This window comes from Fulvivirga sp. (genome assembly GCF_040218215.1).
Classification (GTDB): Bacteria; Bacteroidota; Bacteroidia; order Cytophagales; family Cyclobacteriaceae; genus Fulvivirga.
This window is the reverse complement of sequence record NZ_JAVJQL010000004.1, coordinates 16,216-42,062: the sequence shown is the minus strand read 5'-3', so window position 1 is coordinate 42,062 and position 25,847 is coordinate 16,216. Positions and strand designations below refer to the sequence as shown.

General features: G+C 38.3%; 24 protein-coding genes and 1 tRNA gene. 18 read left to right on the top strand and 7 right to left on the bottom strand.

The features are described 5' to 3' along the window. The first annotated feature begins 81 nt into the window (after positions 1 to 81). Positions 82 to 1,686 (top strand): sensor histidine kinase, encoded by a 1,605-nt coding sequence (locus RIB54_RS01210; RefSeq protein ID WP_350098925.1) that lies wholly within the window; start codon positions 82 to 84, stop codon positions 1,684 to 1,686. A gap of 10 nt (positions 1,687 to 1,696) precedes the next feature. Here RIB54_RS01210 and RIB54_RS01205 read toward each other — a convergent pair whose 3' ends face one another. Then, positions 1,697 to 2,818, bottom strand: a complete 1,122-nt coding sequence (locus RIB54_RS01205) for a Gfo/Idh/MocA family protein (RefSeq protein WP_350098924.1) — start codon at positions 2,816 to 2,818, stop codon at positions 1,697 to 1,699. Positions 2,819 to 2,911: 93 nt separating this feature from the next. Here RIB54_RS01205 and RIB54_RS01200 point away from each other — a divergent pair, with 93 nt between their 5' ends. From RIB54_RS01200 to RIB54_RS01185, 4 genes are all read left to right on the top strand, one after another. Next, positions 2,912 to 3,496 (top strand): gluconate 2-dehydrogenase subunit 3 family protein, encoded by a 585-nt coding sequence (locus RIB54_RS01200; RefSeq protein WP_350098923.1) that lies wholly within the window; start codon positions 2,912 to 2,914, stop codon positions 3,494 to 3,496. Continuing rightward, positions 3,493 to 5,181 (top strand): GMC oxidoreductase, encoded by a 1,689-nt coding sequence (locus tag RIB54_RS01195; RefSeq protein ID WP_350098922.1) that lies wholly within the window; start codon positions 3,493 to 3,495, stop codon positions 5,179 to 5,181. The genes RIB54_RS01200 and RIB54_RS01195 overlap by 4 nt, the downstream gene beginning before the upstream one ends. 2 nt (positions 5,182 to 5,183) lie before the next feature. Beyond that, entirely contained in the window at positions 5,184 to 6,038 is an 855-nt protein-coding gene (locus RIB54_RS01190) for a sugar phosphate isomerase/epimerase family protein (RefSeq protein ID WP_350098921.1), read from the top strand. Between the two features lie 142 nt (positions 6,039 to 6,180). Then, positions 6,181 to 6,336 carry a hypothetical protein gene (locus RIB54_RS01185; protein WP_350065257.1) on the top strand — a complete coding sequence of 52 codons (156 nt, stop codon included), beginning with the start codon at positions 6,181 to 6,183 and terminating at the stop codon, positions 6,334 to 6,336. A gap of 143 nt (positions 6,337 to 6,479) precedes the next feature. On the opposite strand, the gene RIB54_RS01180 is transcribed toward RIB54_RS01185, so the two are convergent. After that, entirely contained in the window at positions 6,480 to 7,277 is a 798-nt protein-coding gene (locus RIB54_RS01180; protein WP_350098920.1) for a 3-keto-disaccharide hydrolase, read from the bottom strand. A gap of 29 nt (positions 7,278 to 7,306) precedes the next feature. Further along, positions 7,307 to 8,800, bottom strand: a complete 1,494-nt coding sequence (locus RIB54_RS01175) for a glycoside 3-dehydrogenase (RefSeq protein ID WP_350065253.1) — start codon at positions 8,798 to 8,800, stop codon at positions 7,307 to 7,309. Between the two features lie 237 nt (positions 8,801 to 9,037). Between RIB54_RS01175 and RIB54_RS01170 the strand changes: the two genes are divergently transcribed. Together RIB54_RS01170 and RIB54_RS01165 are read left to right on the top strand one after the other, a co-directional pair. Then, a complete protein-coding gene (locus RIB54_RS01170) occupies positions 9,038 to 10,138 on the top strand; it encodes a lactonase family protein (protein WP_350098919.1) in 1,101 nt (366 codons plus the stop codon). Between the two features lie 188 nt (positions 10,139 to 10,326). Beyond that, the gene (locus RIB54_RS01165; protein ID WP_350065249.1) at positions 10,327 to 10,779 is read left to right on the top strand and encodes a cold-shock protein; all 453 of its coding nucleotides are present in this window, start codon (positions 10,327 to 10,329) and stop codon (positions 10,777 to 10,779) included. 30 nt (positions 10,780 to 10,809) lie between these two features. On the opposite strand, the gene dnaG is transcribed toward RIB54_RS01165, so the two are convergent. Continuing rightward, on the bottom strand, positions 10,810 to 12,732 hold the full coding sequence (gene dnaG, locus RIB54_RS01160) for a DNA primase (protein WP_350098918.1): 1,923 nt from the start codon (positions 12,730 to 12,732) through the stop codon (positions 10,810 to 10,812). Positions 12,733 to 12,869: 137 nt separating this feature from the next. On the opposite strand from dnaG, the gene RIB54_RS01155 reads away from it, so the two are divergent. The 7 genes from RIB54_RS01155 to RIB54_RS01125 all read left to right on the top strand — a co-directional run bounded on the left by RIB54_RS01155 (position 12,870) and on the right by RIB54_RS01125 (position 21,450). After that, a complete protein-coding gene (locus RIB54_RS01155; protein WP_350098917.1) occupies positions 12,870 to 13,964 on the top strand; it encodes an Mrp/NBP35 family ATP-binding protein in 1,095 nt (364 codons plus the stop codon). Beyond that, positions 13,964 to 14,263: a NifU family protein gene (locus tag RIB54_RS01150; protein WP_350065065.1), complete on the top strand. Its 300-nt coding sequence runs from the start codon at positions 13,964 to 13,966 to the stop codon at positions 14,261 to 14,263. The genes RIB54_RS01155 and RIB54_RS01150 overlap by 1 nt, the downstream gene beginning before the upstream one ends. 23 nt (positions 14,264 to 14,286) lie before the next feature. Then, on the top strand, positions 14,287 to 17,286 hold the full coding sequence (locus RIB54_RS01145) for a T9SS-dependent choice-of-anchor J family protein (RefSeq protein ID WP_350098916.1): 3,000 nt from the start codon (positions 14,287 to 14,289) through the stop codon (positions 17,284 to 17,286). 54 nt (positions 17,287 to 17,340) lie between these two features. Further along, positions 17,341 to 18,414, top strand: a complete 1,074-nt coding sequence (locus RIB54_RS01140) for a D-alanine--D-alanine ligase family protein (protein WP_350098915.1) — start codon at positions 17,341 to 17,343, stop codon at positions 18,412 to 18,414. A 73-nt stretch (positions 18,415 to 18,487) separates the two neighbouring features. Further along, positions 18,488 to 19,288 carry a PASTA domain-containing protein gene (locus tag RIB54_RS01135; protein WP_350065059.1) on the top strand — a complete coding sequence of 267 codons (801 nt, stop codon included), beginning with the start codon at positions 18,488 to 18,490 and terminating at the stop codon, positions 19,286 to 19,288. Positions 19,289 to 19,291: 3 nt separating this feature from the next. Next, complete coding sequence (locus RIB54_RS01130) at positions 19,292 to 21,157, top strand: T9SS type A sorting domain-containing protein (protein ID WP_350098914.1); 1,866 nt, start codon at positions 19,292 to 19,294, stop codon at positions 21,155 to 21,157. Next, positions 21,154 to 21,450, top strand: a complete 297-nt coding sequence (locus RIB54_RS01125; protein WP_350098913.1) for a rhodanese-like domain-containing protein — start codon at positions 21,154 to 21,156, stop codon at positions 21,448 to 21,450. The genes RIB54_RS01130 and RIB54_RS01125 overlap by 4 nt, the downstream gene beginning before the upstream one ends. A 54-nt stretch (positions 21,451 to 21,504) precedes the next feature. Here RIB54_RS01125 and RIB54_RS01120 read toward each other — a convergent pair whose 3' ends face one another. Further along, positions 21,505 to 22,737: a site-2 protease family protein gene (locus RIB54_RS01120; protein ID WP_350065053.1), complete on the bottom strand. Its 1,233-nt coding sequence runs from the start codon at positions 22,735 to 22,737 to the stop codon at positions 21,505 to 21,507. After that, positions 22,727 to 23,350: an HAD family hydrolase gene (locus tag RIB54_RS01115; protein WP_350098912.1), complete on the bottom strand. Its 624-nt coding sequence runs from the start codon at positions 23,348 to 23,350 to the stop codon at positions 22,727 to 22,729. The genes RIB54_RS01120 and RIB54_RS01115 overlap by 11 nt, the downstream gene beginning before the upstream one ends. A 121-nt stretch (positions 23,351 to 23,471) precedes the next feature. Here RIB54_RS01115 and RIB54_RS01110 point away from each other — a divergent pair. From RIB54_RS01110 to RIB54_RS01095, 4 genes are all read left to right on the top strand, one after another. Beyond that, a tRNA-Ile gene (locus RIB54_RS01110) sits at positions 23,472 to 23,545 on the top strand. Between the two features lie 400 nt (positions 23,546 to 23,945). Further along, positions 23,946 to 24,086: a hypothetical protein gene (locus RIB54_RS01105; protein ID WP_350098911.1), complete on the top strand. Its 141-nt coding sequence runs from the start codon at positions 23,946 to 23,948 to the stop codon at positions 24,084 to 24,086. Further along, a complete protein-coding gene (locus RIB54_RS01100; protein ID WP_350098910.1) occupies positions 24,087 to 24,308 on the top strand; it encodes a DEAD/DEAH box helicase family protein in 222 nt (73 codons plus the stop codon). It abuts the gene before it with no gap. Next, positions 24,289 to 24,507, top strand: coding sequence for a hypothetical protein (locus tag RIB54_RS01095; RefSeq protein WP_350098909.1), 219 nt, complete (start codon positions 24,289 to 24,291; stop codon positions 24,505 to 24,507). The genes RIB54_RS01100 and RIB54_RS01095 overlap by 20 nt, the downstream gene beginning before the upstream one ends. A gap of 255 nt (positions 24,508 to 24,762) precedes the next feature. Here the strand turns inward: RIB54_RS01095 and RIB54_RS01090 are convergent, their stop codons facing one another. Then, positions 24,763 to 25,530 carry a hypothetical protein gene (locus RIB54_RS01090; RefSeq protein ID WP_350098908.1) on the bottom strand — a complete coding sequence of 256 codons (768 nt, stop codon included), beginning with the start codon at positions 25,528 to 25,530 and terminating at the stop codon, positions 24,763 to 24,765. Between the last annotated feature and the right edge of the window lie 317 nt (positions 25,531 to 25,847).

The window sequence follows — 25,847 nt, the reverse complement described above, 5'->3', positions numbered from 1 at the left end:
TCATTTATAATATTTAGTTAATTTGTTAAACATTTTAAGGATAAAAAAGATTATTATTGAATACTTAACTAATTACGCTGCTTGAGAAATAACAAAAGACTTTATTGGATAGTTTCTATTATTGGTATCCTAATGCTTGCTAATACTATTATCATGTATGAGAATGGGAAGCGAATTGAGGAGAATCAGAAAACCATTCTTTCTGCTGAAGGGGTAAAGCTAAATGCGGAACAAATAAAGCAATCGCTTCATTTACTTGATCTTGGTATCAGAGCATATATTATTACCGATTCTGCTTACATGTATGAAGAGCCTAAGATCAATGCGTTAGAAATGATGAATAATTCTATATCCTTTCTATATAGAAATCTTAAAAATCAAGGCTATCCAACAACCGAATTAAAGGTTTTGGACAAAAAAGTTGAGGACTATTTCTTCTTAGTAGATCAGATTGGACTTCTTATATCAAATTCTAAAATAGATTCAGCCAAACAACTAGTGGCAGAGGATCGAGGTTATAGTGTCTGGTTAGCTGCTGACCAGTTTTCTAGTAAGATCAGAGTATTTGAAAATGAAATTGAAGAACAGGCAAAGGTTGATTTTAATAATGCTATAAAGTACTCCTATTGGCTGCAGATCCTGCTGTTTGTTATTACCATTCCTACCTTGGTTTATGCTGCACATCAAAGTGTTAAATCAATAATGTATCAGAGACAGTTGGCAGATTCAGAAAAGGAAAAAGCCACAATCTTAGAAGGGCAAAATGAAAAGCTAGAGCGACTTGTAAGGGAAAGAACTGATGAGATTTTAGCTCAGAATGAAGAAATTACGGCTCAGAACGAGGAGATCAGTTCGCAGAATGAAGAATTGGTAAATTCTAAAAATATCATTGAAGAACAACAAACTAAACTTCTAATAAAAAATGAAGAATTGTCCGCTGAACTAGTTGAGCAAAATATTGAACTCAAAAACTCCAACAAGGCACTAATAAGTCAAAATAATAAACTGGAACAGTTTGCCTATATTATTTCTCATAACCTCAGAGCTCCAATTGCCAGACTTTTAGGCCTTGGTTATTTGATTGATAAAACCGAAAATCAGCAAGAAAAGGAAGGTGTTATTAAACTAATGATTAACGCTTCAAAAGATTTAAATGAAGTTATTGATGACATGAGTCACGTGCTTTTGATCCAAAATCCAGGAAGTAAAGTTCTTGAAACTGTTAAGTTTGACACAATCTTAGATAAGGTTAAAAAAACATTAAGACATGAGGTCATCAAGAATCAGGTAGTCCTATCTGCTGACTTCTCCGGAGCAAGTGAGATTTATTCATTATCACTTTACATCGAGAACATCTTTCATAACCTGATAAGCAATGCCATAAAATATAGGCATGAAGATCGTATTGCCAAGCTTGAAATTAAAACCGAAAAGAAAAAAGACGATATCATTCTAACCTTTGCTGACAATGGTCTTGGAATAGATATGGATCGGGATGGTGAAAAATTATTTAGTCTTTATAAAAGATTCTATTTCCATGTTGAAGGCAAAGGCATGGGTCTATACTTAGTCAAAAACCAAGTCGAGACCTTAGGGGGTTCTATCATAGTAGACAGTGAACTGGGTGTGGGAACAACGTTTACTATTAAACTCAAAAGTAAAATAGATAAAAGCCTACTGCTATAGTTGCTGATTTTTAAAGTGTTACAAAAGTATTTTTATTACTGGACTCAATAGCTTTTTCTATGAATAACATACCTCTAACACCATCCTTTATATTTGGAATTTCAGCTACAGTATCATCTTCAATACTTTTAAAAAACAGATTATAAAGGTTTAAAAATCCTTTTAGGAAGCTTTCATCATGCCCGTCAGGCAATAGTTTAATTGCTTCATGAAGATCAACAACTGACTCTTCAATATAGATTTCTTCGGAATTTTCTAGACCCTTAAAAACGATAATATTAGAATGCCCATTGGTCCAATGAAGACTTCCTTTACTACCATATATTTTAACGATAAATGAGTTCAGTTCACCGGCACATGCTTGCCCTACAGATAATATTCCCTTAATGCCATTTTCATACCTTAATAAGACATTAGCATCATCATCAATTTTTCTGCCCTTTACTAAAATTGAAACATCAGCTGCTATTTCAGTCACCTTAGATCCGGCCAGATATTCTGCCATATTAAAGGCATGCGTGCCTATATCAGCTATGGTGCCGCCCTGCCCTGAAAATTTAGGATCTGTTCTCCATTTGGCTTGTTTTTGACCTTGATCTTCAATCAGTTCCGTTAACCATCCCTGAGTATAATCAACCTTTATTTTTCTGATATCACCTATTCTCCCTGATTCAATCAATTCCTTAATCTTCAATATACCTGCATAACCTCGGTAGGTGTAAGTCATTCCAAACTTCATCTTAGATTGGTCAACTACCTTTTTTAATTCGAGTGCTTCCTGATAATTAATGGAAAGTGGTTTATCACACATTACATGAAACCCTGACTTCAACGCCAAATTAGCAGCAGCCACATGCAAGTGATTTGGTGTAGTGATAGCTATAAAATCCATTCTCTCACCCTCGGGCAATTGTAATTCTTTATCAATCATTTCTTCAACACTAGCATAAACCCTATTCATATCCAGACCTAACTCGTTTCCTTTCTGCCGACTCTTATGGAGATCAGAACTAAAGGCTCCACACACTAACTTGGTTTTGCCTGTAGCTTCAGCAGTTAACCGATGTATATCACCAATCATTGAGCCAGGGCCACCTCCGACCATTCCCATTTTTAGCATACCTTTTGTCATATTTGTCTAATCTTTGAATCTAAGCTTTTTTGACCAAAAGGTATATGTTCGTATCTTTTAGGCTTGTATTAAATCACCCCTCATTATAGATAGATGAATAGAAGAGAAGCAATAAAGCGAACTTCAATGATGCTCGGTATTGCCGTGAGTTCCCCTGTGATCATGAGTATTTTAGATGGTTGTGTACCACAGAAGGAATTGGGATATATCCCGGGGTTTTTTAATGAAGATCAGGCTATTTTAGTCGCAGACATATGTGATAAAATATTGCCTAAAACCGCTACACCCGGGGCATTAGACGTTGGTGTTGATGTTTTTATTGATCATATGGTTGGCAGCTGTCTGTCCAAAGAAGAGCAAGCCATGTTTACCGATGGACTTATTGAAGTTGAAGCTGAAAGCAACAAATTAGAAGGCAAGAACTTTGGCTCACTCAGCGATGAGAGCAAGGCTAAAGTACTTCAGATATTACAGGAAAAAACGTTGGACTATGAATATGACCCACATGCTGGTGGTCAGCCGTTCTTTACAAAAATTAAAGAGCTGACGCTACTGGGGTATTTTACTTCAGAAGAGATAATGACACAACATTTAGATTATGTGCCAATACCTGCAAGGTTGGAAGGGTGCAATGACTTGAAAGAAGGGCAAAAATTAATAGTAGGTAATCACGTATGAAAACAAAAGAAAATCAATTTGATGCCATCGTGGTAGGATCAGGAATCTCAGGTGGTTGGGCAGCAAAAGAATTGTGCGAACAAGGTTTAAAGACATTAGTGCTGGAAAGAGGCCGGGATGTTAAGCATGTTCAGGACTATCCTACAATGAACAAAGCGCCATGGGAATTTGATCACCGTGGCAAAGAGACGGAGGAAATAAAAGAGCAGTACTATGTACAAAAAAAGACCTATGCTTTTGATGAAAGCACAAAGCACTTTTTTGTTAACGATAAAGAAAATCCATACACCAACCCTGCTGATAAAGAATTCAGGTGGCACCGTGGCTACCATGTAGGTGGCAGATCCCTGACCTGGGGCCGCCAAAGTTATCGTCTGTCTCCTATGGATTTTGAGGCAAATGCCAAGGATGGAATAGCAGTGGACTGGCCTATAAGATATGAAGACCTTGCACCATGGTATGACTACGTAGAGCAATTTGCAGGTATCAGTGGACAGAACGAGGGTTTAGCCCAATTGCCAGATGGCAAGTTTCAGCCTCCAATGGAAATGTTTTGTGTGGAGAAGAAAGTAAAATCTGCCATAGAAGAAAACTGGACTGACAGGATGATGACCATTGGTCGCACCGCCAACCTTACCAAGCCGATTCATAACAGAGCTAATTGTCAATACAGAAGTCTTTGCAGCAGAGGTTGTCCTTATGGAGCTTATTTTAGTAGCAATGCCTCTACATTGCCCGCTGCAGAAGCTACAGGTAACTTAACCATGAGGCCAAACTCCATTGTTGAGTCTGTGATTTATGATGAAAATACTAAGAAGGCGTCAGGGGTAAGAATTATAGATGCCGAAACCAGCGAGACGCATGTATATTATGCTAAAGTAATTTTCCTTTGTGCTTCTACACTGGGCTCAACCTGGATTATGCTCAATTCTAAAAGTAATGCCTTCCCTAATGGGCTGGGTAATACAAGCGAGACTTTAGGCAAGTACCTGATGGATCACCATTTTCAGGTTAATACAGTGGCAGACTTTGAGGGCTATGAAGATAAATATCACTATGGTTTTCGTCCTAATGGTATTTATGTGCCAAGATTCAGAAATATAAAAGACAAGCATCCTGATTTCTTAAGAGGTTATGGTATGCAGGGTGGTGCTAACAGACAAGGCTGGGGCTATGGCAATAGAAAACTGGGCTTTGGCGCAGAATTTAAAGATGAGCTAATGAAACCGGGGCCTTGGGAAATGAACCTCAATGCATTTGGTGAGTGTCTGCCTTATGAGGACAATGCAGTAGAATTAAATTATAATGTAACGGACAAATGGGGTTTACCAACGTTGCATATTTCTGCTGAATTTAAGGAAAATGAGTTTGCCATGCGTAAAGATATGGCCGTTACCCAGGTAGAGATGCTTGAAGCTGCCGGAGGTAAAAATATAAGAACTACTGACACTGATGCCGTTCCTGGTTATGGAATACATGAAATGGGTACTGCCAGGATGGGCCGCGATCCTAAAACTTCTATGCTCAATGGTTTTAACCAGCTGCATGAAGTTCAGAATGTATTTGTAACGGATGGGTCGGCTATGACTTCATCAGCCTGTCAAAACCCAAGTTTAACATACATGGCACTGACAGCAAGAGCGGCACATTATGCGGTAGACCAACTAAAAAAGCGTAACTTATAATCATGGAACGTAGAGACTTTTTAAAAATATCAGGATCATCAGCACTGGGTTTGGCACTGATGCCTTCATTAATTTCATCATGTGCTGGTGCTGCTCAGAAATCTTATGGCCTTGGCATTTATACTGTTCGAGATGCCCTGGAAAAGGATTTTAAAGGCACCTTGAAGAAGCTTTCAGAAATGGGTTTTACAGATTTAGAATTCTGGAACTATAATGAAGGCAATATTTTCGGAATTCCGGCTATAGAGGTAAAAAAGATGATGGATGATCTTGGTTTAAAATCCACCAGTCTGCATGCCGGCATTACGCCTTTAACCAATGATTTTGACAGACTTCTGGAAACGGCCTCTATACTGAATGAAAAATATCTGGTTTGCAATTACCTTGTTGAAAGCGAGCGCACCTCTCTTGACGATTATAAGGCACACAGTGACTTGCTAAACATGTGCGGAGAAAAGGCTAAATCTGCAGGTATTACCATGGGGTATCACAATCATGATTTTGAGTTTTTTGATTTTGATGGCCAGAAACCCTATGATGTGCTATTAGACAGATGCGATAAGAATTTGGTACGGTTTGAAATGGATATGTATTGGATGACCGCTTCTAATCAGGATCCAATTGCCTATTTCGAAAAACATCCGGGGAGGTTTCCTCTATGGCATGTTAAGGATATGAATATCGAAAAGCAATTCACTCCTGTGGGTGAAGGAATTATTGACTGGAAAAGAATCTTTGCTAAAGCTGATTTAGCGGGACTTGAGCAATATTTTGTTGAGCAGGACCAATCACCAAGCGGTGATATTTTTGGAGATATTACTAAAAGTCTAGGTTATATTAAAGAAAAAGGGTTTTAATATAGCTTCAAATGGGGTGTTAATACATTCAGTGAAACTTTATTCGCCTAATATATGTAATTTCAATATTATTCACTTTCATAGGTATTAGATGAAAAACCACGAAGAATTTCAAAGAAAAATAAGTAAAAGCTTGAATCAAATGGAGGCAAAGATTTCTTATCTGCATGAAGGAGTTAAAGGATTGAGTGAGGCCTTTAAAAGCTTTGAAGAGGATATTACCGAGTTCATGGCATTTACCGCAGAAAATTATGCAGATCATGAAAAACGAATATCTAATTTGGAAAAACGGAGATAGAAAAATTAACACCTATTCTATACATCCGGCCAATCAACGGGTATATAAGATGTTTTCAATTTCATAGGGAAATATTTTTCTTTTAACCCCTATAATAAAAAAGACCCCAATTGAGGCCTTTTTTATTATCAACACATTTTTAATTACATTTCTTTGATCTTGATGTTTCTAAACCAAACATCATCACCATGGTCTTGCAGTCCAAAGAAACCTTCTTTAGCTACATCGGCCCAATTTGGATTCAGCTCAGGAAATTTGCTGGCTGCAACATCTTCTTTCCACTGTGGTGTCCATAGGTGATATTCCACAACAGTTTCTCCGTTTTGCTTGTGCACTACTGTGCCATTATAAACGATAATCTCAACCTGGTTCCACTCACCATCAGGCTTAACATTCTGAGGGTCAGCAGCATAAAGATCGTACAAAGAACCTGCTCTTCTGTTACCATCTTTACCCAAGTTCCAGTCAATATGCTTTGGAGATAACACCTGCATTTCAGGAGCAGTTTTCCAGATATAGTCAAGTTCAGGGGTTTCTTGTCCTAAGTAGAAAATACCAGAATTTCCACCTTCAGATAGTTTCCACTCCAACTTCAAATGAAAGTTGCCGAACTTTTTATCATATAGAATGTCACCACCATTTTCGGATCCAGCCTCACCTCTACCAGAAGCAGCCATATAGATACTACCATTGTCTAATTTCCAGTCAGAAGGAACAGAATCTTTTCCATAGCCTCTCCAACCATCAAATGACTCTCCATCAAATAGCATCATCCAACCATCTGCTTTTTCAGCTTCAGTAAGTCCATTCATAACTGGCTCTTCTACAACTTCTTCTTCAGTGGTTGCCTCATCAGTAGATTCTGCAGTTTCGCCCGATTTTGATCCACATGCCTGGAAGATAAACAAGACAAATGCAAATACTAATAATTTAATTTTCATAGTTCTCAAATATTTAAAGTTTGTTTAGATTAATATTTCCAGCCTTCTCTGTAAACTCTCTTAATATAGCTTTCAGCAGCTTGTTTCGCATTTATAGTTTCGTATTTGGTATCGAAACGAGGATTACCATCAATTACTTCAAATTTATCAGAAGATACTACTCTGATTTCTTCATTGTCCCCGATGTTGGTAATCTTCATGTTCTCAGCATCCCAATCCAATCTTCTTCTAAGGTCCTGAAGCCTTACTGCAAGATTACCTGCAACAACAACCTCGTTTAAAGGCCCTGCGTAAGAGAAGTTTGAGCTAGCTTCTACCCTGTCCTTAGCTTTTTCTTTAGACGCTCTTACCCAATCCATTTCATGACCACCTTCCATAGCCTTAGGTATTCTTCTAAGCTCTCCGGTAGTAGTAGGAGGATTATCTTCTCTTCCGATAATGAATGGATCCATGGCATAAGTACCACAAATTAATGTGCCTTTAGTACCATAGAATATAGCTCCACCCCAGCCCATTTGATCTCCAGGGTACATACCTGGCTTCAAACCTTCAGGTCTGTTTGGCTTCAATCCGCCATCAAACCAGTTGAACTCAACTGCAGGCATATTTACTTTGCCTTTCTGAGGTCTTGCTTTAAAGTAATAGGTTACTTTCTCAGCGATAGGAGCACTTTCAGTATTTACCTGAGAAGAAGTAGCTTCAAATGCATAAGGATATCCTAATTCCAAGGCCTTATATACAGGGTCCATAATATGGCAAGCCATATCACCCAAAGCTCCTGTACCGAAATCCCAGAATGCTCTCCAATTCCATGGTGTGTAAGCAGGATGGTAGGGTCTATGAGCGGCTGGCCCTAAGAACAAATCCCAATCCAATGTATCTGGCACAGCAACTTTCTCTGTGGGTCTTTCAAGACCTTGCGGCCAGATAGGTCTGTCAGTCCAGGCATCAACTTTTGTTACTTCACCTATCTCACCATTCCAAATCCATTCACATACTTTACGCATATCGTCACTGGAGTTACCCTGATTACCCATTTGAGTAGCAACACCAGTTTCCTTGGCAAGGTTAGTAAGCATACGAGACTCATAAACAGAGTGTGTCAATGGCTTTTGGCAATAAACGTGCTTACCTGCGCGCATAGAATCGGCAGTGGCGACATAGTGAGTGTGATCAGGAGTACCGATCATTACTGCATCAATATCCTTATCCATTTCGGTAAGCATTTTGCGATAATCCTTATATTTTTTTGCTTTAGGATAATCGTTAAAAGTTTTGTTTGCGTAGTTCCAATCCACATCCGCCAAAGCCACAATATTTTGGGTATTCATGTTTCTTAGGTTAGAGCGACCGATACCGCCAACCCCGATACCTGCAATATTCAACTTGTCACTTGGCGGAACATAACCAAGGCCAGAAACCACATTGCTAGGCACGATAGTTACACCGGCAGCAAGTATCCCTGAGTTCTTAATAAATGTTCTTCTGCTAAGTTTTTCGTTTTTAGGTTTTTCGTTTTTCATTGATATAATTTTTCTGGATAATTCACTTTAAGAACTTAATTTATTAAAACTATTTGGTAAAAAGTAAGAATTCATACGTTTGCTTTGTAAAATTTATACCGCAACCGTTTGCAATTTGGATAAGCGAGTTGGCACTTATCACATTATTAAGAAAATTGCCATTTCTGCGTTAAAGCCACAAATTGCTTGTCGATTAAATTTTATATCTTGGTTTTTTATAAAAACACAAAGTGCATTATGATCAAAAATCCTCTCTTTTTATTGGCTATTTTATCAATGGTCATCAGTTGTAAAAAAGTAGTGAAAGAAGAAGTAAAACCTAAGTCGGCTTACACTTTTTATGTGGGTACTTACACTTCAGGCAAAAGTGAAGGTATCTACAAGTTTGAAATGGATTCTATTGGAAACCTCACGAATACCGGGCTGGTTGCCAAAACAGAAAACCCATCATTCCTGACTGTTACTGTTGATGATAAATATCTACTGGCCGTTAATGAAAATGAGGAAGGAACTATGGAGTCCTTTAAAATTAAAGAGGATACTTTAATAAGCATAAACAGAACATCAACAGATGGCATTCATCCATGCTTTATTATTACCAATGTCAATAACATGATACTAGCTGCCAACTACTCCAGCGGCAATGTGGCACTTTCAAAACTTAATGATAAAGGTGAGATTCTACCTTTGCTGGATTTACAGCAGCATGAGGGCAGCGACACAACAGATAGACAAGAAGGGCCGCATGCCCATTCGGCATGGTTCAAAAACGATGAGGTCATTTCAGTTGATCTGGGCACCAACGAATTGTGGTTTTCTAAAATAGTCAACGACAAGTTTGAATTTGGAGAGCAGAAAACTTTAAAAATGGCTGGAGGTGCTGGCCCAAGGCATTTAGCCTTTCATCCTGAGCAAGACTGGATATATGTTATGAATGAGTTAAATGGTACGGTATCGCAGGTTGTGAAGTCTGACAGCACATACAGCATAGCGTCCACTGTAAGTTCTCTTCCTGAAAATGCCCAGGAGAAAAATCAAAGTGCAGACATCCATATTTCTTCTGATGGAAAATTTCTCTATGCATCAAACAGAGGTCCTAATACCATTGCCATATTTTCAATTGATCAGGAAAACGGTGAGTTAACGTCTGTAGGCTTTGAATCTACCAAAGGCGACTGGCCTCGCAATTTTGCACTAACTCCAGATGATAAATACTTGTTAGTAGCCAATGAAAGGTCTGATAATATTGTTGTTTTTGAGCGAAATATTGAAACCGGACTGTTAAAATTTGTGACAGAAAGCGAAGCCTTTAGCCCTACGTGCATCTTATTTAATTAAAAGTTAAGGAACGATTTAAAATAAATGTTGTTGAAAATATTTAAGGTGGCTATTAAATAGCTACCTTTACAGCGTATCCTTCCTATTTAGGCCGGCTTTTCTTAATCATTTAATCCAATTAAAAATCGGATTTCTATTCACTTAGGTGTTTATTGATCCACACTTTTAACAAAACACAAAATCAATATATGGGCAGATCACAAGAAACATTCAACAAAAAAGAAGTTAGAAACAAAAAAGAAAAGAAACGTAAAGACAAAATTGCCAAAAGAGAAGCGAAGAAAGATCAAGAGAAATCTGGCGCACTTGATGATATGATTGCTTATGTAGATGAGAACGGCAATATCTCCGCTACCCCTCCAGATCCTACCAAGAAAAAAGAAATCAAGTCGGAGAGTATAGAAATCAACACTCCTAAAAGAGAAGACCTTCCAGAAGCTGACAAAGTAAGAAAAGGTGTGGTAACCTTCTTCAACGACTCTAAAGGATACGGATTTATCAAAGATTCAGAAACCCAGGAAAGTGTTTTTGTTCATGCCAATAACCTAATCGATCAGATTAAGGATAACAATATGGTAACCTTTGAAGTAGAAATGGGCCCTAAAGGACCTACTGCTGTAGAAGTTAAAGTTGATAGATAAGAAATTTGGCTAACTGTTGTTTCTGGAATGCTATCTGGAAACAACAATTCCCAACACTTTTGCCAACTCCACTTCCGATTTTTTGAGTTCGCCATGAATTCTAAACATCTTGTCCTGCTCTTCTTCCGACTCAGCACTCTTCATTTTGGCCAAATTCTCGGTGATTAGTTTTTGGATTACCCTGAACTTGAGCCTGGCTACATTAGTATAAACCACAGCTTCTAATTGCTCATTTTCATGAGGGATATGAATTTTAAACTTATCATGCCAATTAGGGCTTATCTCACGTCTTTCAGTAACCAAGTCAATCACTTCAGTCTTAACCTTACCCTCACTATTGTCAATTAAAAACTTACTGTCAATAACCTGACCGCTTTCAAGATGTTTTTTGAAGATTTCAAAAATCTCTTTATAGATAGGTGTTGTAAATTCAACATCTTCAAGCTCTTCAAGCAGATAGTTATAGAGTTTAAACTCTTCTTCAATCTCATTGAATCCGTAATTAATAAGAAGCCTGATGCTTTCCCGCTCCTGAATCCTGACAAGTGCATTATAGTCCGTTCCTTTTATCTCAGTTTCTGTGATAAGCTCCTCAAGCAACTTCTCCCCCGTTGCTTCTTCTATCCTCTTCTTATCATCCTTCCTCCGCTCAGTAATCAGAATTTTGTTAAGTTCAGCCACCAGCACACTTTCATCCATGCTTAGCAGGTTGGATGACTCCTTGATATATACTGCACGCTTGATGCCATCTGGTATTTTGGCGATAGTGCTTACAATCTCCTTAATAGACTGAGCTCGTTTCAGCGGATCTTTTGCAGACTCCGCTGCATAAAGTCCAGTTTTGAAATTGATAAAATCAGTGGCATTCTCCTCCAAATATATTTTGAAAGCACTGCTTCCCAGTTTCTTTGAATAACTGTCAGGATCATCACCTTCAGGAAAAACCACCACCCGGACATTCATACCTGCCTCAAGGATCATATCAATTCCTCTTAATGAAGCCTTAATACCGGCAGCGTCACCATCAAAAAGTACGGTTATGTTTTGTGAGAACCTGCTGATGAGTTTTATCTGCTCTTCTGTCAAAGAAGTACCTGAAGATGAAACTACATTCTCAATATCAGACTGATGTAGCGAAGTAACATCTGTATACCCTTCTACCAAATAACAGTTGTCATGCTGGCGTATGGCGTTCTTGCCCTGATAAAGCCCGTAAAGGATTTTACTCTTATGATAAACATCACTCTCAGGGGAGTTTAAGTATTTAGGCTTATCATCCTTTTTCAGCGTTCTGGCACCAAAGGCCACCACCTTGCCGGTAACATTATGGATTGGGAATATTACCCTTCCTCTGAAACGGTCATACTTTTTCCCATCATCTTTCCTTACTATCAGCCCTGCTTTTTCCAGAATATCTTCATTGTACGCATTCTTGGTAGCCACTTGATAAAAACCATCCCAGGCATCAATACTATATCCGAGCTCAAATTTTTCAATGGTCTTGGTGGTGAACCCACGCTCTTTAAAGTAACTCAGGCCTATCGACTTACCTTCGTCTGTATTTAGTTGCTCTTTGAAATACTCTTTGGCATAATTCAGCACAATAAACAGACTGTCGCGCTCATTCTGCTCTGCCAGTTGCTCATCGGATTGCTCATCTTCTATGATCTCTATTCCATATCTTGTGGCTAAATGCCTAATGGCTTCAATATAATTGAGCCCATCATGCTCCATGATGAAATTAATGCTGTCACCAGATTTTCCGCAACCAAAGCATTTGTAAATACCTCTATCAGGGGTTATTGAAAAAGAAGGCGTCTTTTCGTCATGAAAAGGACAGCAGGCCCAAAGGTATTTACCACTCCCCTTTCTCTTCAAAGTCACAAAATCACCCACAATATCTTCGATATCGGCTCTATCTTGTACGGCTTGTATGGTCTGTTTAGAAATCAATAGTGGTTTTTGAATCAAAGTTAAATTTTTGGCGGAAGAATGCAGATGGATTCAACTTATTTTGTATTTCAATTGTTCTTAAACCCAAACATAAAGGCTAAATTGCGGCCAAATTAGAAACGACAAAGTAAGGAAAAATGGCATTTAAGGAAGCAGACGTTCTAAAAGCACTCTCAACAGTTGATGATCCCGATTTAAAAAAGGATTTGGTAACCCTCAACATGATCAAGGACATTGAGGTATTTAGTGATACAATAAAATTTACGGTTGTACTGACTACTCCGGCATGTCCGTTAAAGGAGCTTATAAAAAAGAATTGTACTGATGCCATTCATGAACACTTAGATAAATCATTGGCAGTAGAAGTGCATATGACTTCTAATGTTACTTCCACAAGAAATGATGGACCTATACTGCCGGGTGTAAAAAATATAATTGCCATTTCTTCAGGAAAAGGTGGTGTTGGCAAGTCTACAGTTACGGCTAACCTAGCTGTTGCTTTGAGCAATGCCGGAGCTAAAGTAGGTGTTATCGATGCCGACATTTCAGGCCCATCTATGCCCACGATGTTTAACTGCGAAGGTGAACAACCAGGTGTAAAGCAGGTAAATGGCAAAAATGTGATCATCCCATTAGAACAATATGGCGTAAAACTGATCTCCATAGGGTTTCTTGCTCCATCAGATAATGCTGTAGTGTGGAGAGGACCAATGGCAAGCTCTGCTTTGCGACAATTTATTAGCGATACAGACTGGGGTGAGCTTGATTATTTGTTAATTGACTTACCTCCCGGCACAAGTGATATTCACTTGACCATGGTGCAGACAGTGCCGGTTACCGGAGCCATTGTGGTAACTACGCCACAGAAAGTTGCTGTTGCAGATGCACGTAAAGGGCTCTCAATGTTTAGACAGCCGCAGATCAATGTGCCTATATTGGGTATTATTGAAAATATGGCGTACTTTACCCCTGAAGAGCTTCCTGACAACAAATATTATATATTTGGTAAAGATGGTGGTCTGAACTTATCAGAGAAGTATAATGTTCCGTTTTTGGGTCAAATACCGATAGTTCAGAGCATAAGGGAAAGTGGAGACAGCGGAATGCCCGTTGTACTTAAAGATGGACTGACAGCCGATGCGTTTAATGAATTGGCAGAAGCAGTAGCAAGACAGGTGGCCATTAGAAATGCCAGCCTGGAACAAACGAAAAAAGTAGAAATGAACACATAATGGAAACTAATACAACTGCACCAGATTTATTAGCAAGAATTGACAAGGCACTTGATGGTATCAGGCCGTACCTTGAAACAGATGGTGGTAACGTAAAAATTGTAGAAGTTACCGATGATATGACCGTTAGGCTAGAGCTTTTAGGAGCTTGTGGTTCATGTCCCATGTCTACTATGACTTTAAAGGCGGGTGTTGAAGAAGCAATTAAAAAAGCCGTACCTGAGATCAAACATGTTGAGGCCATGAACATAACCATGCCCGATGATCCGAATGCCAAGCTTCCTGACAATATGCTTTAGTTTTAGCCGTTAATCATTTTAATTTGATAACGCTGAAAGAAGTACTTAACATAAGATTTTTAATAACCAGCCTGTTAACAGCAGGCTTTTTGTTTTGCACCCAATCGGTAAAAGCTCAGCGTGGTTGTGCCACTGTTGAATATCAAAAAATGCTGCAGCAGAAGTATCCTAACTTGGGTACTGAAGATCAGTTTGAAAACTGGTTATCAAAAAGAATCTCTGAAAATAAAAAGAAGTATAATGAACGTGGTGAAGCCACCGTCTTTACCCTTCCGGTTGTAGTTCATGTTATACATTTAGGTGAAGAAGTTGGTGATGGTCTGAACATCCCTGACAATCAGATTTTTTCTCAAATTGAAGTGCTGAATGAGGACTTTAGAAGACTTAATGATGACCAGGTTAATACGCCAGCAGATTTTGAACCCGTAGCGGCAGATATAGAAATCAACTTTGCATTAGCACAGCGCGATCCTGAAGGTCTTCCTACTAATGGTATTGTGAGAATAAACGGGAATAAAAGTGTTTGGGAACTTGCTGACAACTATGCCCTTAAGTCTTTGAGCAGCTGGAATACTGACGATTATCTTAATATCTGGGTCACTAATCTGGGGAGTGATTTTCTTGGCTACGCTCAATTTCCAATATCAACCTTAGAAGGTCTTGATGGTGCCAGTAATAATTCATTAACTGATGGCGTGGTTATAGATTATCGTGCTTTTGGTTCAAAAACAAAAGTACCCAATGCAAATGTTATAAGTTCATATGACAGGGGAAGAACTGCCACGCATGAGATTGGTCATTTCTTCGGACTAAGGCACATCTGGGGAGATGGTGGCTGCAGTCAGGATGATTTTTGTGAAGACACCCCAAGGGCCAGCACTGATCATGGTAATTACAACTCATGCAACTACCCGGGGCCGAACACCTGCACCGATGAGCCCATTGACTTACCTGATATGTTCCAGAATTATATGGACTACACTGATGATGTGTGTATGAATTTGTTTACCCAAGATCAGAAGACCAGAATAAGGACCGTTCTTGAAAATAGCCCGAGAAGATTAAGCCTTACTGAGAGCAATGGAGCCATGCCTCCATTAGTAGTGAATAATGACCTTGGTATTAGAAACATTACGAACCCATCCATGACAGCTTGTGGAGATTCATATTCTCCTCAAATTGAAATTAGAAACTATGGAAGCAATGTCATCAATCAGATCTCAGTTAATTTCTATGAAGACGATGTGCTTGTAGAAACTATTAGCGCTAATGTGACACTAGGCCCTCTAGATATCACAACAATTGATTTTGGCAGCCAAGTGATATTAGGAACTGGCTCAAAAAAACTAGCTTTCGAGGTGGCATTGGTAAATGGCAGTGCCGACAATAATGCTGACAACAATATCAAAGAAACTGATATCGAATTTCCAGAAACTGCTGTTGGCCCGATTCGACTAGATTTTAATGAGTTTCCGGAGCAGTGGACTATTAATAATATTGATGAGGTGTTTACCTGGGAAATAAAGCCTGCCGAAAATGGAGAGCCCGGGAATACGGCACTAAGTATGGAGTTCTATAATTATGAAAATGAAGGTGAACTTGACCTTTTATCATCTCCTGTTATCGATTTATCAGACAAAACCACAGCGCAGCTGACTTTTGAGGTTGCTTATGCAAAATATCCTAACATTGATAATGAAGGGCTTTTGATCACTGTTGGGCCGAATTGTGCCAATGCACTTACTCAGGCGGATACTATTTATTATAAAGTGGGAAATGAATTAAGTACTGTTAACAGCACTTCCAGCTTTTTCACCCCTTCATCAATCACACATTGGAGAACAGAGACCATTGACCTTGCCACCTACATTGGTGAAGAAGCATTACAAATTAACTTCATAGCCAAAAATGGATATGGCAACAACCTCTATATTGACAATGTGGTTATCGATGATGTGAAAAACAAAATTATAGCACCCTCCCCATTGTCTTGCAATCCTAATCAGGAGCTTTTACTCGAAGTAGTAAATTCTGGTTTGGTGCCCATTAATTCATTTGAGGTCAATTACACTTTAGATAATGGCCCGGCACAATCTGTAACGTTTAACCTTGTTTCAACACTAGCTCCAGGTTTTAGTACGCAAGTCAGCACTAGTCTAAATAACCTAAGTATTGGAGAGCATTTTATTGAATTGGCGATTGATTTACCCAACACTTCAGAAGTAATAAACCTTAGTCACAACTTCTTTATTGACACAGCCACTGATTTTCTTCCTATAAAAGAAGCTTTTGAAAGTTTTGACAACTCCGACTGGATTATTGTAAATCATGACAACTTAGTAACCTGGGAGGTACAGAGCAGTGATGGCAATAGCTTCCTCACCATTGACAATACAATTTATGAAAATATGGATGCCGATGATTGGATTATCAGCCCTTCTATAGATTTCACGGTGGCCAATCAGGCTACATTAACTTTTGACTATGCCTATTCAAGTGTAGGTGGCAATGAAGATGGTCTGACCCTTTATATTTCTACCGACTGTGGAGAAAATTACTTTAGAGCAGGTTTTAATAAGTTTGGGGAAGACCTAACTACAGGAGATTTCTTTAATGCACCAGCGTTGGAAAATTGGCAAACTGAAACAATAGATCTTAGTCAATACGTCACAAATGATGAAGTAAGGCTCGCATTTGTATCAACCAACAAAAATGGAAACCCTATTTATCTGGACAACATACAGGTTTATGTTACAGATGTTTATCAAAATATTGATGAAGTAATCTTTCCAAACCCTACTGTTGATGGCCGATTTAGCATTGTATTTGACCTCCCTCAGAAAGAATTTGTCAGGCTTTATTTATACGATGCTGCAGGTCATTTACTATCAACGACAGGAGCTCAAAATACCCTTAACCAACGTTATGAATTTGATATTAGTCATCAGCCCCAGGGCATTTACATTGTCAGGGCAGTTGGCGAGTCCTTTACATTATCGAGAAGGGTAATGAAGAGTAACTAATTTATTTTCTCCGGTCATTTAATCATTTATATTTGGCTGTATTTCATCTAGCATATGAGCAATAAACTTTCTGTAGCTATCATATATGGTGGCAAATCTGTTGAACATCAGATATCTATCAATTCTGCCAAAAATATCTTTGAATATATAGATAGGAACAAATATGATCCCATAGCCATTGGCATTTCCCCTGCTGGAGACTGGGTTTTAAAAGACCGCATCGATAACCAGTTTGACGGTCAACCTCAATTGGCATTGATGCTTTCCACTTCCAATAAAGGTTTTAAAAATCTAAATAATAATGAGTTCATTAAGCCAGATATAGTATTCCCAGTCCTGCACGGCACAGATGGTGAGGATGGTAGCATTCAGGGATTGTTAAAATCAATGGAAATACCTTTTATAGGGACTGGAGTGCTTGGCTCGGCCATTTCCATGAGCAAGCTCTACACAAAACGATTGTTAGAAGCCGCAGGAATACCAGTAAGCAAGTATCTGACCTACGATTACCCTCAAAAATCTGAAATTAAATTTGAGCATGTTGAATCTACCCTTGGCCTCCCATTTATGGCCAAAGCCGCTAACCTGGGTTCATCTGTAGGTGTGGTAAAAGTAAAGTCAAAGGCTGATTTTGAAAAAGCACTGGATGAAGCCTTCAAATTTGATAATACCATTCTGTTTGAGCAATATATTACCGGTAGGGAGCTAGAATGCTCAGTGATGGGAAATGAGGCTCCTGAAGCTTCTAATCCTGCTGAAATTGTTATAAGCAAGAACTATGAGTTTTATACCTATGAGGCAAAATATCTAGATCCCAATGCTGTGGAACTACATGTGCCGGCAAAGGTTGATGATAAAACTGTAGCTATGATCAGGGCACTTTCAGTGAAAGCATATAAGGCCTTGAGTTGTGATGATTTTGCCAGGGTTGATTTGTTTCTAACGGATAGTGGTGAAATCCTTATCAATGAAATCAATACTATCCCTGGTTTTACTAACAGTAGCATGTTCCCGATGATGTGGCAGAAACGAGGCATCAGCTTTACTGATCTTATCAGTAAGTTGATAAACATTGCGCTAAAGAGAGAAAGTGCAGCGCATAGAATTACGAATCAATATCAACCTTAAAACCCATTTGTTTTATAGGCTTATAAGATTTAGTTAAGTTTGGACGTTAATTTTTACTCAATAAATATATCCGGTGAAACTACCCATAAGTACTGATACCCCTAAAGGCTTTTTAATCAGTGTGTTAGTTATTATAGCACTGTTCACCTTGTCTACCCTATTTTTCTTTTATATCTATTTACCCTCTTTCACTAATCATGGTGAGTCTATAACCGTACCTGATCTGGAAGGGATACACATGGATGATATTGATGATTTTCTTGTAAAAAGGAATTTGAGATATGAAGTGAACGATTCTAGTTATTCGGAAAAATACGAGCCACTAACCATTCTAAAACAGTACCCAAAGGCAGGATCAAAAGTTAAGGAAGGTCGTAAGATATTTATCTCCATCAATAGAGTATCGCCTCCTACCGTACCTGTGCCTGAGTTGGTTGATCGCTCGCTTAGAAATGCAGAGGCTGTGCTAAAAAGTAATGAATTGAATCGAGGGCAAATCACCTATAAACCAAGTCAGTTTTTAAACCTTGTACTTGAAGTAAGTCAGAACGGTGAAGTATTGAAGCCCGGTGACAGGATAAACAAGGGCTCTGTAATTGACCTTGTAGTTGGTGATGGTTATGGCAAAAGCAACTTTGATGCCCCTGACCTGGTAAATACAGATTTGGAAAATGCCCGTTTCATTATTTTGGGTTCAAGCCTTGAAATTGGGTTAATTACTGTTGAAGGAGATACTAGTAATAGCAAAATCATCGTTACAAGACAGCACCCAGCTCCGGGACAGCAAGTTCGTATTGGAGATGCCATTGACCTTTGGATTTCCCCGGAAGGTTATGAAGGCACTGAGGGTGGCGAAGAAGATGAGGAAATTTAGACTATGCGGAATGCATTAATCTTATTCATTCTATTATCAACCCTGACTTATAGCTATGGGCAGCTAACAATAACGCCCATAAAAAGAGATGTTTCAAAAAAAACACAGAAATCCTCCAGAACTGAGGGTACGACACTATCACTTCCTTTCTGGGATGACTTTTCATTCGCCAAAGATTTTGTTCCGTCAGACAGTTTATGGGTAAATAGCGAATCTGTTTATATTGGTGATGGCCTTGGACTAAACCCTCCTAGCATAGGGGTAGCAAGTTTTGATGGCATAAAATCAGATGGTGGTTCATACTCAGGTAGCACAACAGCAAGCACAGACTCACTTACCTCCTGCCCTATTGACTTATCTGGACTGACAGCGGCAAGTAATGTTTATTTAAGTTTCTTTTACCAATTTGGTGGTAACGGTGAAACCCCTGAGGAGACAGACTCACTGCGGGTAGAATTTAAAAATGCCGATGGACAATGGATCCCTGTTTGGCCACAAGGAGCCGCCATCGATCGTTCTGGTGATTTTGTTCAGGCTTTGATCAAAGTGGACAGTGCAAATCATTTGCATGACCAGTTCCAGTTTAGGATTCAGGCCTTTGGCAGACCGCAAGGCTTTTATGATATCTGGAATGTGGACTATGTATATTTAAACAAAGGCAGAAGTCCTTCAGACAATCACTATCCTGACAGAACAATTAGTTCTCCACTTACCTCAATCTTCGATGGTTTTTATGCCATACCTGCAAGGCATTATAGAACCTCTCAGAACAAGGTACCTTCATATAAAGTAAGCTCTGTAGATAATCCTAATGATGACCCTCAGCCTTATGACAACTTTTATTATGGCAGTCTGGAACTGTGGAAGGATAATGCTAAAACTGTGGTAAATACAGATACCATCTTCAGAGATACTGAAAGCTTAAAAAATCCTCAAGTTATAAATGAAACCATTGATAACCTCTTTGACAATCTAACGATCCCTGAAGGTCAAGACTCTATTTTCATAAGCCTTAAGACTTTCATTGATGCCACAGATAATGCCCTGGCTCCTACGGGTGATTATGATGTAAAATACTCGCCAATAGATTTCAGGGTCAATGACACTATCCGCAATGAGTATATTTTAAAAGACTATTATGCCTATGATGATGGCACTGCTGAGTTTGGAGCAGGGCTCAATTTTGCCGGTAATAGCCTAGCCATCAAATTTCCTGTTACACCATCTGTAACTGATACCCTCATTGCCGTTGAAATGTATTTCCCACTCAGCCAAACCGACCCTACAGGCCGATCAATTGATATTATAGTTTGGGAAAATGATACTGTACCTATCAATGTTCTCATGCGTGAGACATTCACATTAGGCAGGGACCCAAAACCTAATACTTTTATTCGCTACTATTTAAAATCGCCTGTAACGCTTTCAGAAGACTTCTATTTAGGGTATCGCCAAAACGGCAATGGTCAATTAAGTCTTGGTTTTGATATTAGCAATGTGAGTACAGACAAAGCCTTCTTCAATCTGGGCAACTTATGGCAAACCATCCCTGAAAGCAACCTGTCCGGCAGCTTTATGCTAAGGCCTGTTTTTGGGGAAACCATTCCTTTTGACCCCACCACAGGTATTGAAAATAATAGAGAACAAACGATTGTAATTTATCCAAATCCATCATCAGGAATCTTTAATATAAGAGGAAGGTTTGATAATTTTGAGGTGTTTGATATGTATGGTAAATCCGTTGCTCAGGAGCATCATGTAAGTGATGAACCAGCAACTATAGATTTATCCACCCTATCTGACGGGTTATATTTTGTCAGGGTGAAAAGCGGCATAGCATCCAAGACCTTAAAAATTATCAAGAAATGAATCTAATCAGTACCCAGAGTTTTAAATCCAAACTTAACATTGACGGAGTTGTTGTCATTGATGTGCGCGAGAAGTGGGAATATGAAGAAGAAAATATTGGTGCAATGAACATTCCTCTGGGCGACCTGCCAAAAAAAATAACTGAACTGGATTTCTGCAAAAACAAAGAGGTAATTGTGCATTGCAAGTCAGGCACACGCAGTAATCAGGCCATGAAATACCTTCTCAAAAACGGTTTTAAGAATGTAAAAAGCCTTGAAGGTGGCATAGAAGCTTACCTAAAGAGCCGCTAATCGTAAGTTTTAGAATTATCAGCAACAAAATTGTTAATTGTCAATTGTTAATTACTAATTGATAACTATAGGCGCAGGGCTAAAGGATATAATAAATATTAATAGTGAGAGCCATCCCAATATTTTCCTATTCAAATCCAGGGGTTCTTCAATAGGCACAGGAGGATGGTAAACTCCTATAAAGCGACCTATTAATAAGGCAAACAGTAGCCAACCAGAATAACCCTCAACTATTCCGAAAAATAAGGGCGTTATATATTGAATTGAAAACACGATCATTGAAATCAGAAGAGTTTTTGTTGAGTCTAATTTCAATCCTTTAAAAATGAAATTTAGATATAGCAAATACGTTATTCTGGCAAGCCATATGCTATCAAAAATTTTTGGCCCTGAATCATCAGGGGAAACAATTCCTAAACCCGCATAAAATACAAAGCCAACAAATATTGCCGATGCCACTCGCCTATGCCAATAAGTGCCTATCAGTCCATACAAGACATGTCCGCCATCTAACTGACCAATTGGCATTAGGTTTAGTGCCGTAACCAATAACGCCAAAAAACCAGCCATCAGTAAAGGATAATGCATTATCTCACTGGCGTTTGGAATCAATTTCTTATCGCTAACAAAAGTTTCCATAAACTGCATGAGCAAAGGCTTACCGATTGACAAATTACCCAATTGTTGAAATGGTGGGAAACTCCATTCATCTATTTCCCCGTTTTCTACAGCCTTTAGGGAATCCTGCACTCTAGCTTCATTATAAAGACGCTCTGCCTCTATTTGCTGAAATTCCGGGGTATATACATGCTCAGCATAATCATCACCATATTGTGCATAAGAAGGATGAATTTCGAACAAATAATCTAGCTCGGGCAATGTAGCATAGCCATAGATGAGCACACCCAGCGCAATGACAAAACCTGCTAGCGGGCCAGCAATTCCTATATCAAAATGAATCTTCTTAGAGATAATGTGCTGCTTAATCTTGATAATTGCCCCCATAGTACCAATAGACATTGGAAATGGTGGTATTGGGATGTAAAAAGGAAGGGTTGTTTTTATCTTATGGTATTTGGCCATAAAATAATGGCCAAACTCATGGACGGTAAGTATCAAAAGAAACGGGATGGAATACTGCATTCCTATAACAAAATCAGACACCCCGTATTCCGTAAATGGCCAAACTCTTTGATTTACCCACCAGGTACCCGCAAGAGTTGCAGTAAGAAAAGTGAGAATAAAAAGGCCGAGATGCTTGAGGTATGTTTTAATATTATCGTTCATCAAAATACTCAAATAACAAGTTGGGTGAAGTTACGTGAAGTGTATTTATTCCCAAGTTAGAGGCGCCATTAATATTGTCATAATTATCATCAAGAAAAAGCGTCTGTGCCGGATCGAGGTTATTCTCTTCCAACACCTGCTCAAAAATATCTGCATCAGGTTTCCGTTTGCCCATAATGTGTGAGTAATAATCGTAATGAAACAATTGATCAAAAGACTCAACACTTGCCTTTATACGCACATCATTTACACATGCCATGTGAATGTTGTTGGTATTGCTCAGTAAAAAGATGTTATGCCTTTCCTTTAAACTTCGCAGCAATTTTATACGCTCCATTGGTAAATCAAGGATCATGGCATTCCATGCCTTGTCAATAGAAGTATCATCTAATGGTTTAGAGGTAAGCGTTCTAATAGCAGTCCTGAAGTCGGTATCTGTTATTTGCCCTTTTTCATAAAGGTGAAAAGCAGGTTCTGTTGTTGAGAATTCAGTAATCTCCTCTAAAGATCTACCGGATAGTTCTGCAAAAGCCTTGATTGTTAATGAGGTATTTAGGTTGATAATTACGCCTCCCAGATCGAAAATTAAATTCTTAATATTTCCCTGACTCAATTTTATATTTTTTATTGTGTAATTGTGGGCAAATATCTAATATTGCAAACCGAAAAACAAAGGGCAATTGATAGTTAACCAGTGTCAATTGTTTGTTAATTGGCAATTGCTAATTGATTCCGGGCCTATAGCTCAGCTGGTTAGAGCACCTGACTCATAATCAGGTGGTCCCTGGTTCGAGTCCAGGTGGGCCCACGTTGATAATCAAGCACTTACGTTAATTCGTAAGTGCTTTTTTATTTTACTTGCAAACATCTTGCAAACAATCAACTTCAAATATTTGTATTCTATATCCATTTCCAGTCATATAGAAATCAGCCTATACCTGAATTTATAATGATATTTCGTTTACATACACTTGATATACATTCTTGTGCTATTTTCATTATTGTCCTTTGTGTCAAGGCACTCCAAGAGGGGTCTTATTATTATAATTCACAATTGAATTATGGACAATTTATAGAAGAATTAGATTCTAAAATTCATTGACTTTTCTGTAAATAAAAAAACATACCCTCTTGCGCAGGTGAGAGTTTGAGGATGCCAGGTCATCACCTCATCTAACCTAATTTCATATTAAGGCATATATTTGAATATGAGCACAAAACAATTGGAAGCTAAAATGAAAGAGGAAGCAAAGCTTATTGATAAAGCTGTTGCCAATGAAAAAATAAAGAAATCTAAATCAACTAAACTTCCTATTCCTTCTAAAAAAAGATTTGAACTGGAGTTCTAATTGCCATCGTTAGTAATAATTGCCGGGCCAAATGGCGCAGGAAAATCAACGGTAAGCGCTTCAATACTCGAGCCCTACGGAATTCAATCATTTGACTATGACAGTAGAATGTATAGTGAATGGAAAAAGTTTGACTTTGATCCTGCTATAGAAGAAGGCATTCGTAATAAGACAAGTGAAGATTTTCATAAATACTTAACCAATGGTTTTAAAAAAAAGTGAGCATGTTTTGTTTGAAACTAACTTTCACAGCAAAGAGACTTTAAACCATATAATTGAAGCCAAGAAATTCAATTTTAAAACAGAACTGGTATTTATTGGACTTGAGAGTGAGGAACTTGCTATCAAAAGAGTAGCACAGAGAGTTTCAGAAAATGGGCACTATGTTAACAATAGAACATTCGCTCCAGGTACAATTTAGGACTGAAGCTTCTGGATGCTTCTTTTACTCAAATTGATGAAGTAAGGATTTACGAAAGTCCACCTGATTACGCCCCTGTCATTCCATGCCTGGCATTTTCAGAAAAACTGATTAAAATATTTAAGTTACCCTCATTCATAGAAAATTTACCCAATATTAAAAAAGCTATTAAATCGTGATTATATCATTATTTTGCCTCAAACTATAGCAGATAAGTATCTATTTGAAGTGCTAGGTAAGAATAACTAGAGTTTGTTAGGCTAAATCATCTAGATCAAATCCACTAGGTACTCTTATGCTAAGATTGTTATTCTCGTAAGCCTCAAAGTACTTTCCAATGTTTTGTTTTTCTAAAGATAATGATGTCAAAAGGGAATTAACATCTAGTTTCTTATTAACAAGTTGATCAAAATCAATATCCTGTTTAATTAACAGACATCGTCCACCAATTGGGCTATTTGCCGAAGAAATACCTGAAAAGACTCCTTGGAGGACTATAGGATTTTGAGCATTACCTAACTTATAAACATGGTGAAAAACTTTGTCATCTGATTTCATTAAACAAAATATACACCCTTCCAGAAGCTGTAATTTTCCTTCAAAATTTCTATCCTTCCCTTTTAATTTGAGAATCACCTCATTTGTTCTCCTTTCTATTTTGACAGGTGATCTAAGAACTTCCTTTTTTATATCATTCTTTCTTACAAAAGAATAGTAAGAACCAACTAACCTCAAAAGATTAACATCTAGACTCAGTGAATTCTGAAAATGAATAAAGTTTTTGAAACCTAAAAACTCTGATATTGTATTGAGTTTTGCATCACTCAGTTTAATCTTCTCAATTCTATCAACTTTTGCTCGAGTCATTCTTCCATGAAGTTTGTCTCTAACGTATCTAACATCAACATCTTGAATTACCTCGGCCATTGTCATAAAACCAGCTTTATCCAAAGAGACATTAAGCTTTTTACATAAAAGATTCATCAATTGCTCAAGATGTTCAACGGGAGCTTCTAAGTTCATTTTTTGCCGAGGTTAAAAAAGATGTAATGAAGGTATTAAAAAAGGAGTAAGAGACAAAGTAAGGTTCAAGAATGGCTCAAAATACTAGCAAATTTACATTGTTGATTGATCAATCTCACCGGAGTGTATCACGCGAATACACCCCACTTATTTCCTAACAACAGAGGGTGAATTACTCGAAAGCGAGATTTGAGTCATCTATGCTCTGGAAAAAGGAAGCATCTCGCATTGTCGGCTTAGGCTAAAATGGATTTACTATTCTGACTTTCAGAAGCTTGTATTCAAGGAATATCGAGCTAGGGAATCTTATTGTCCTT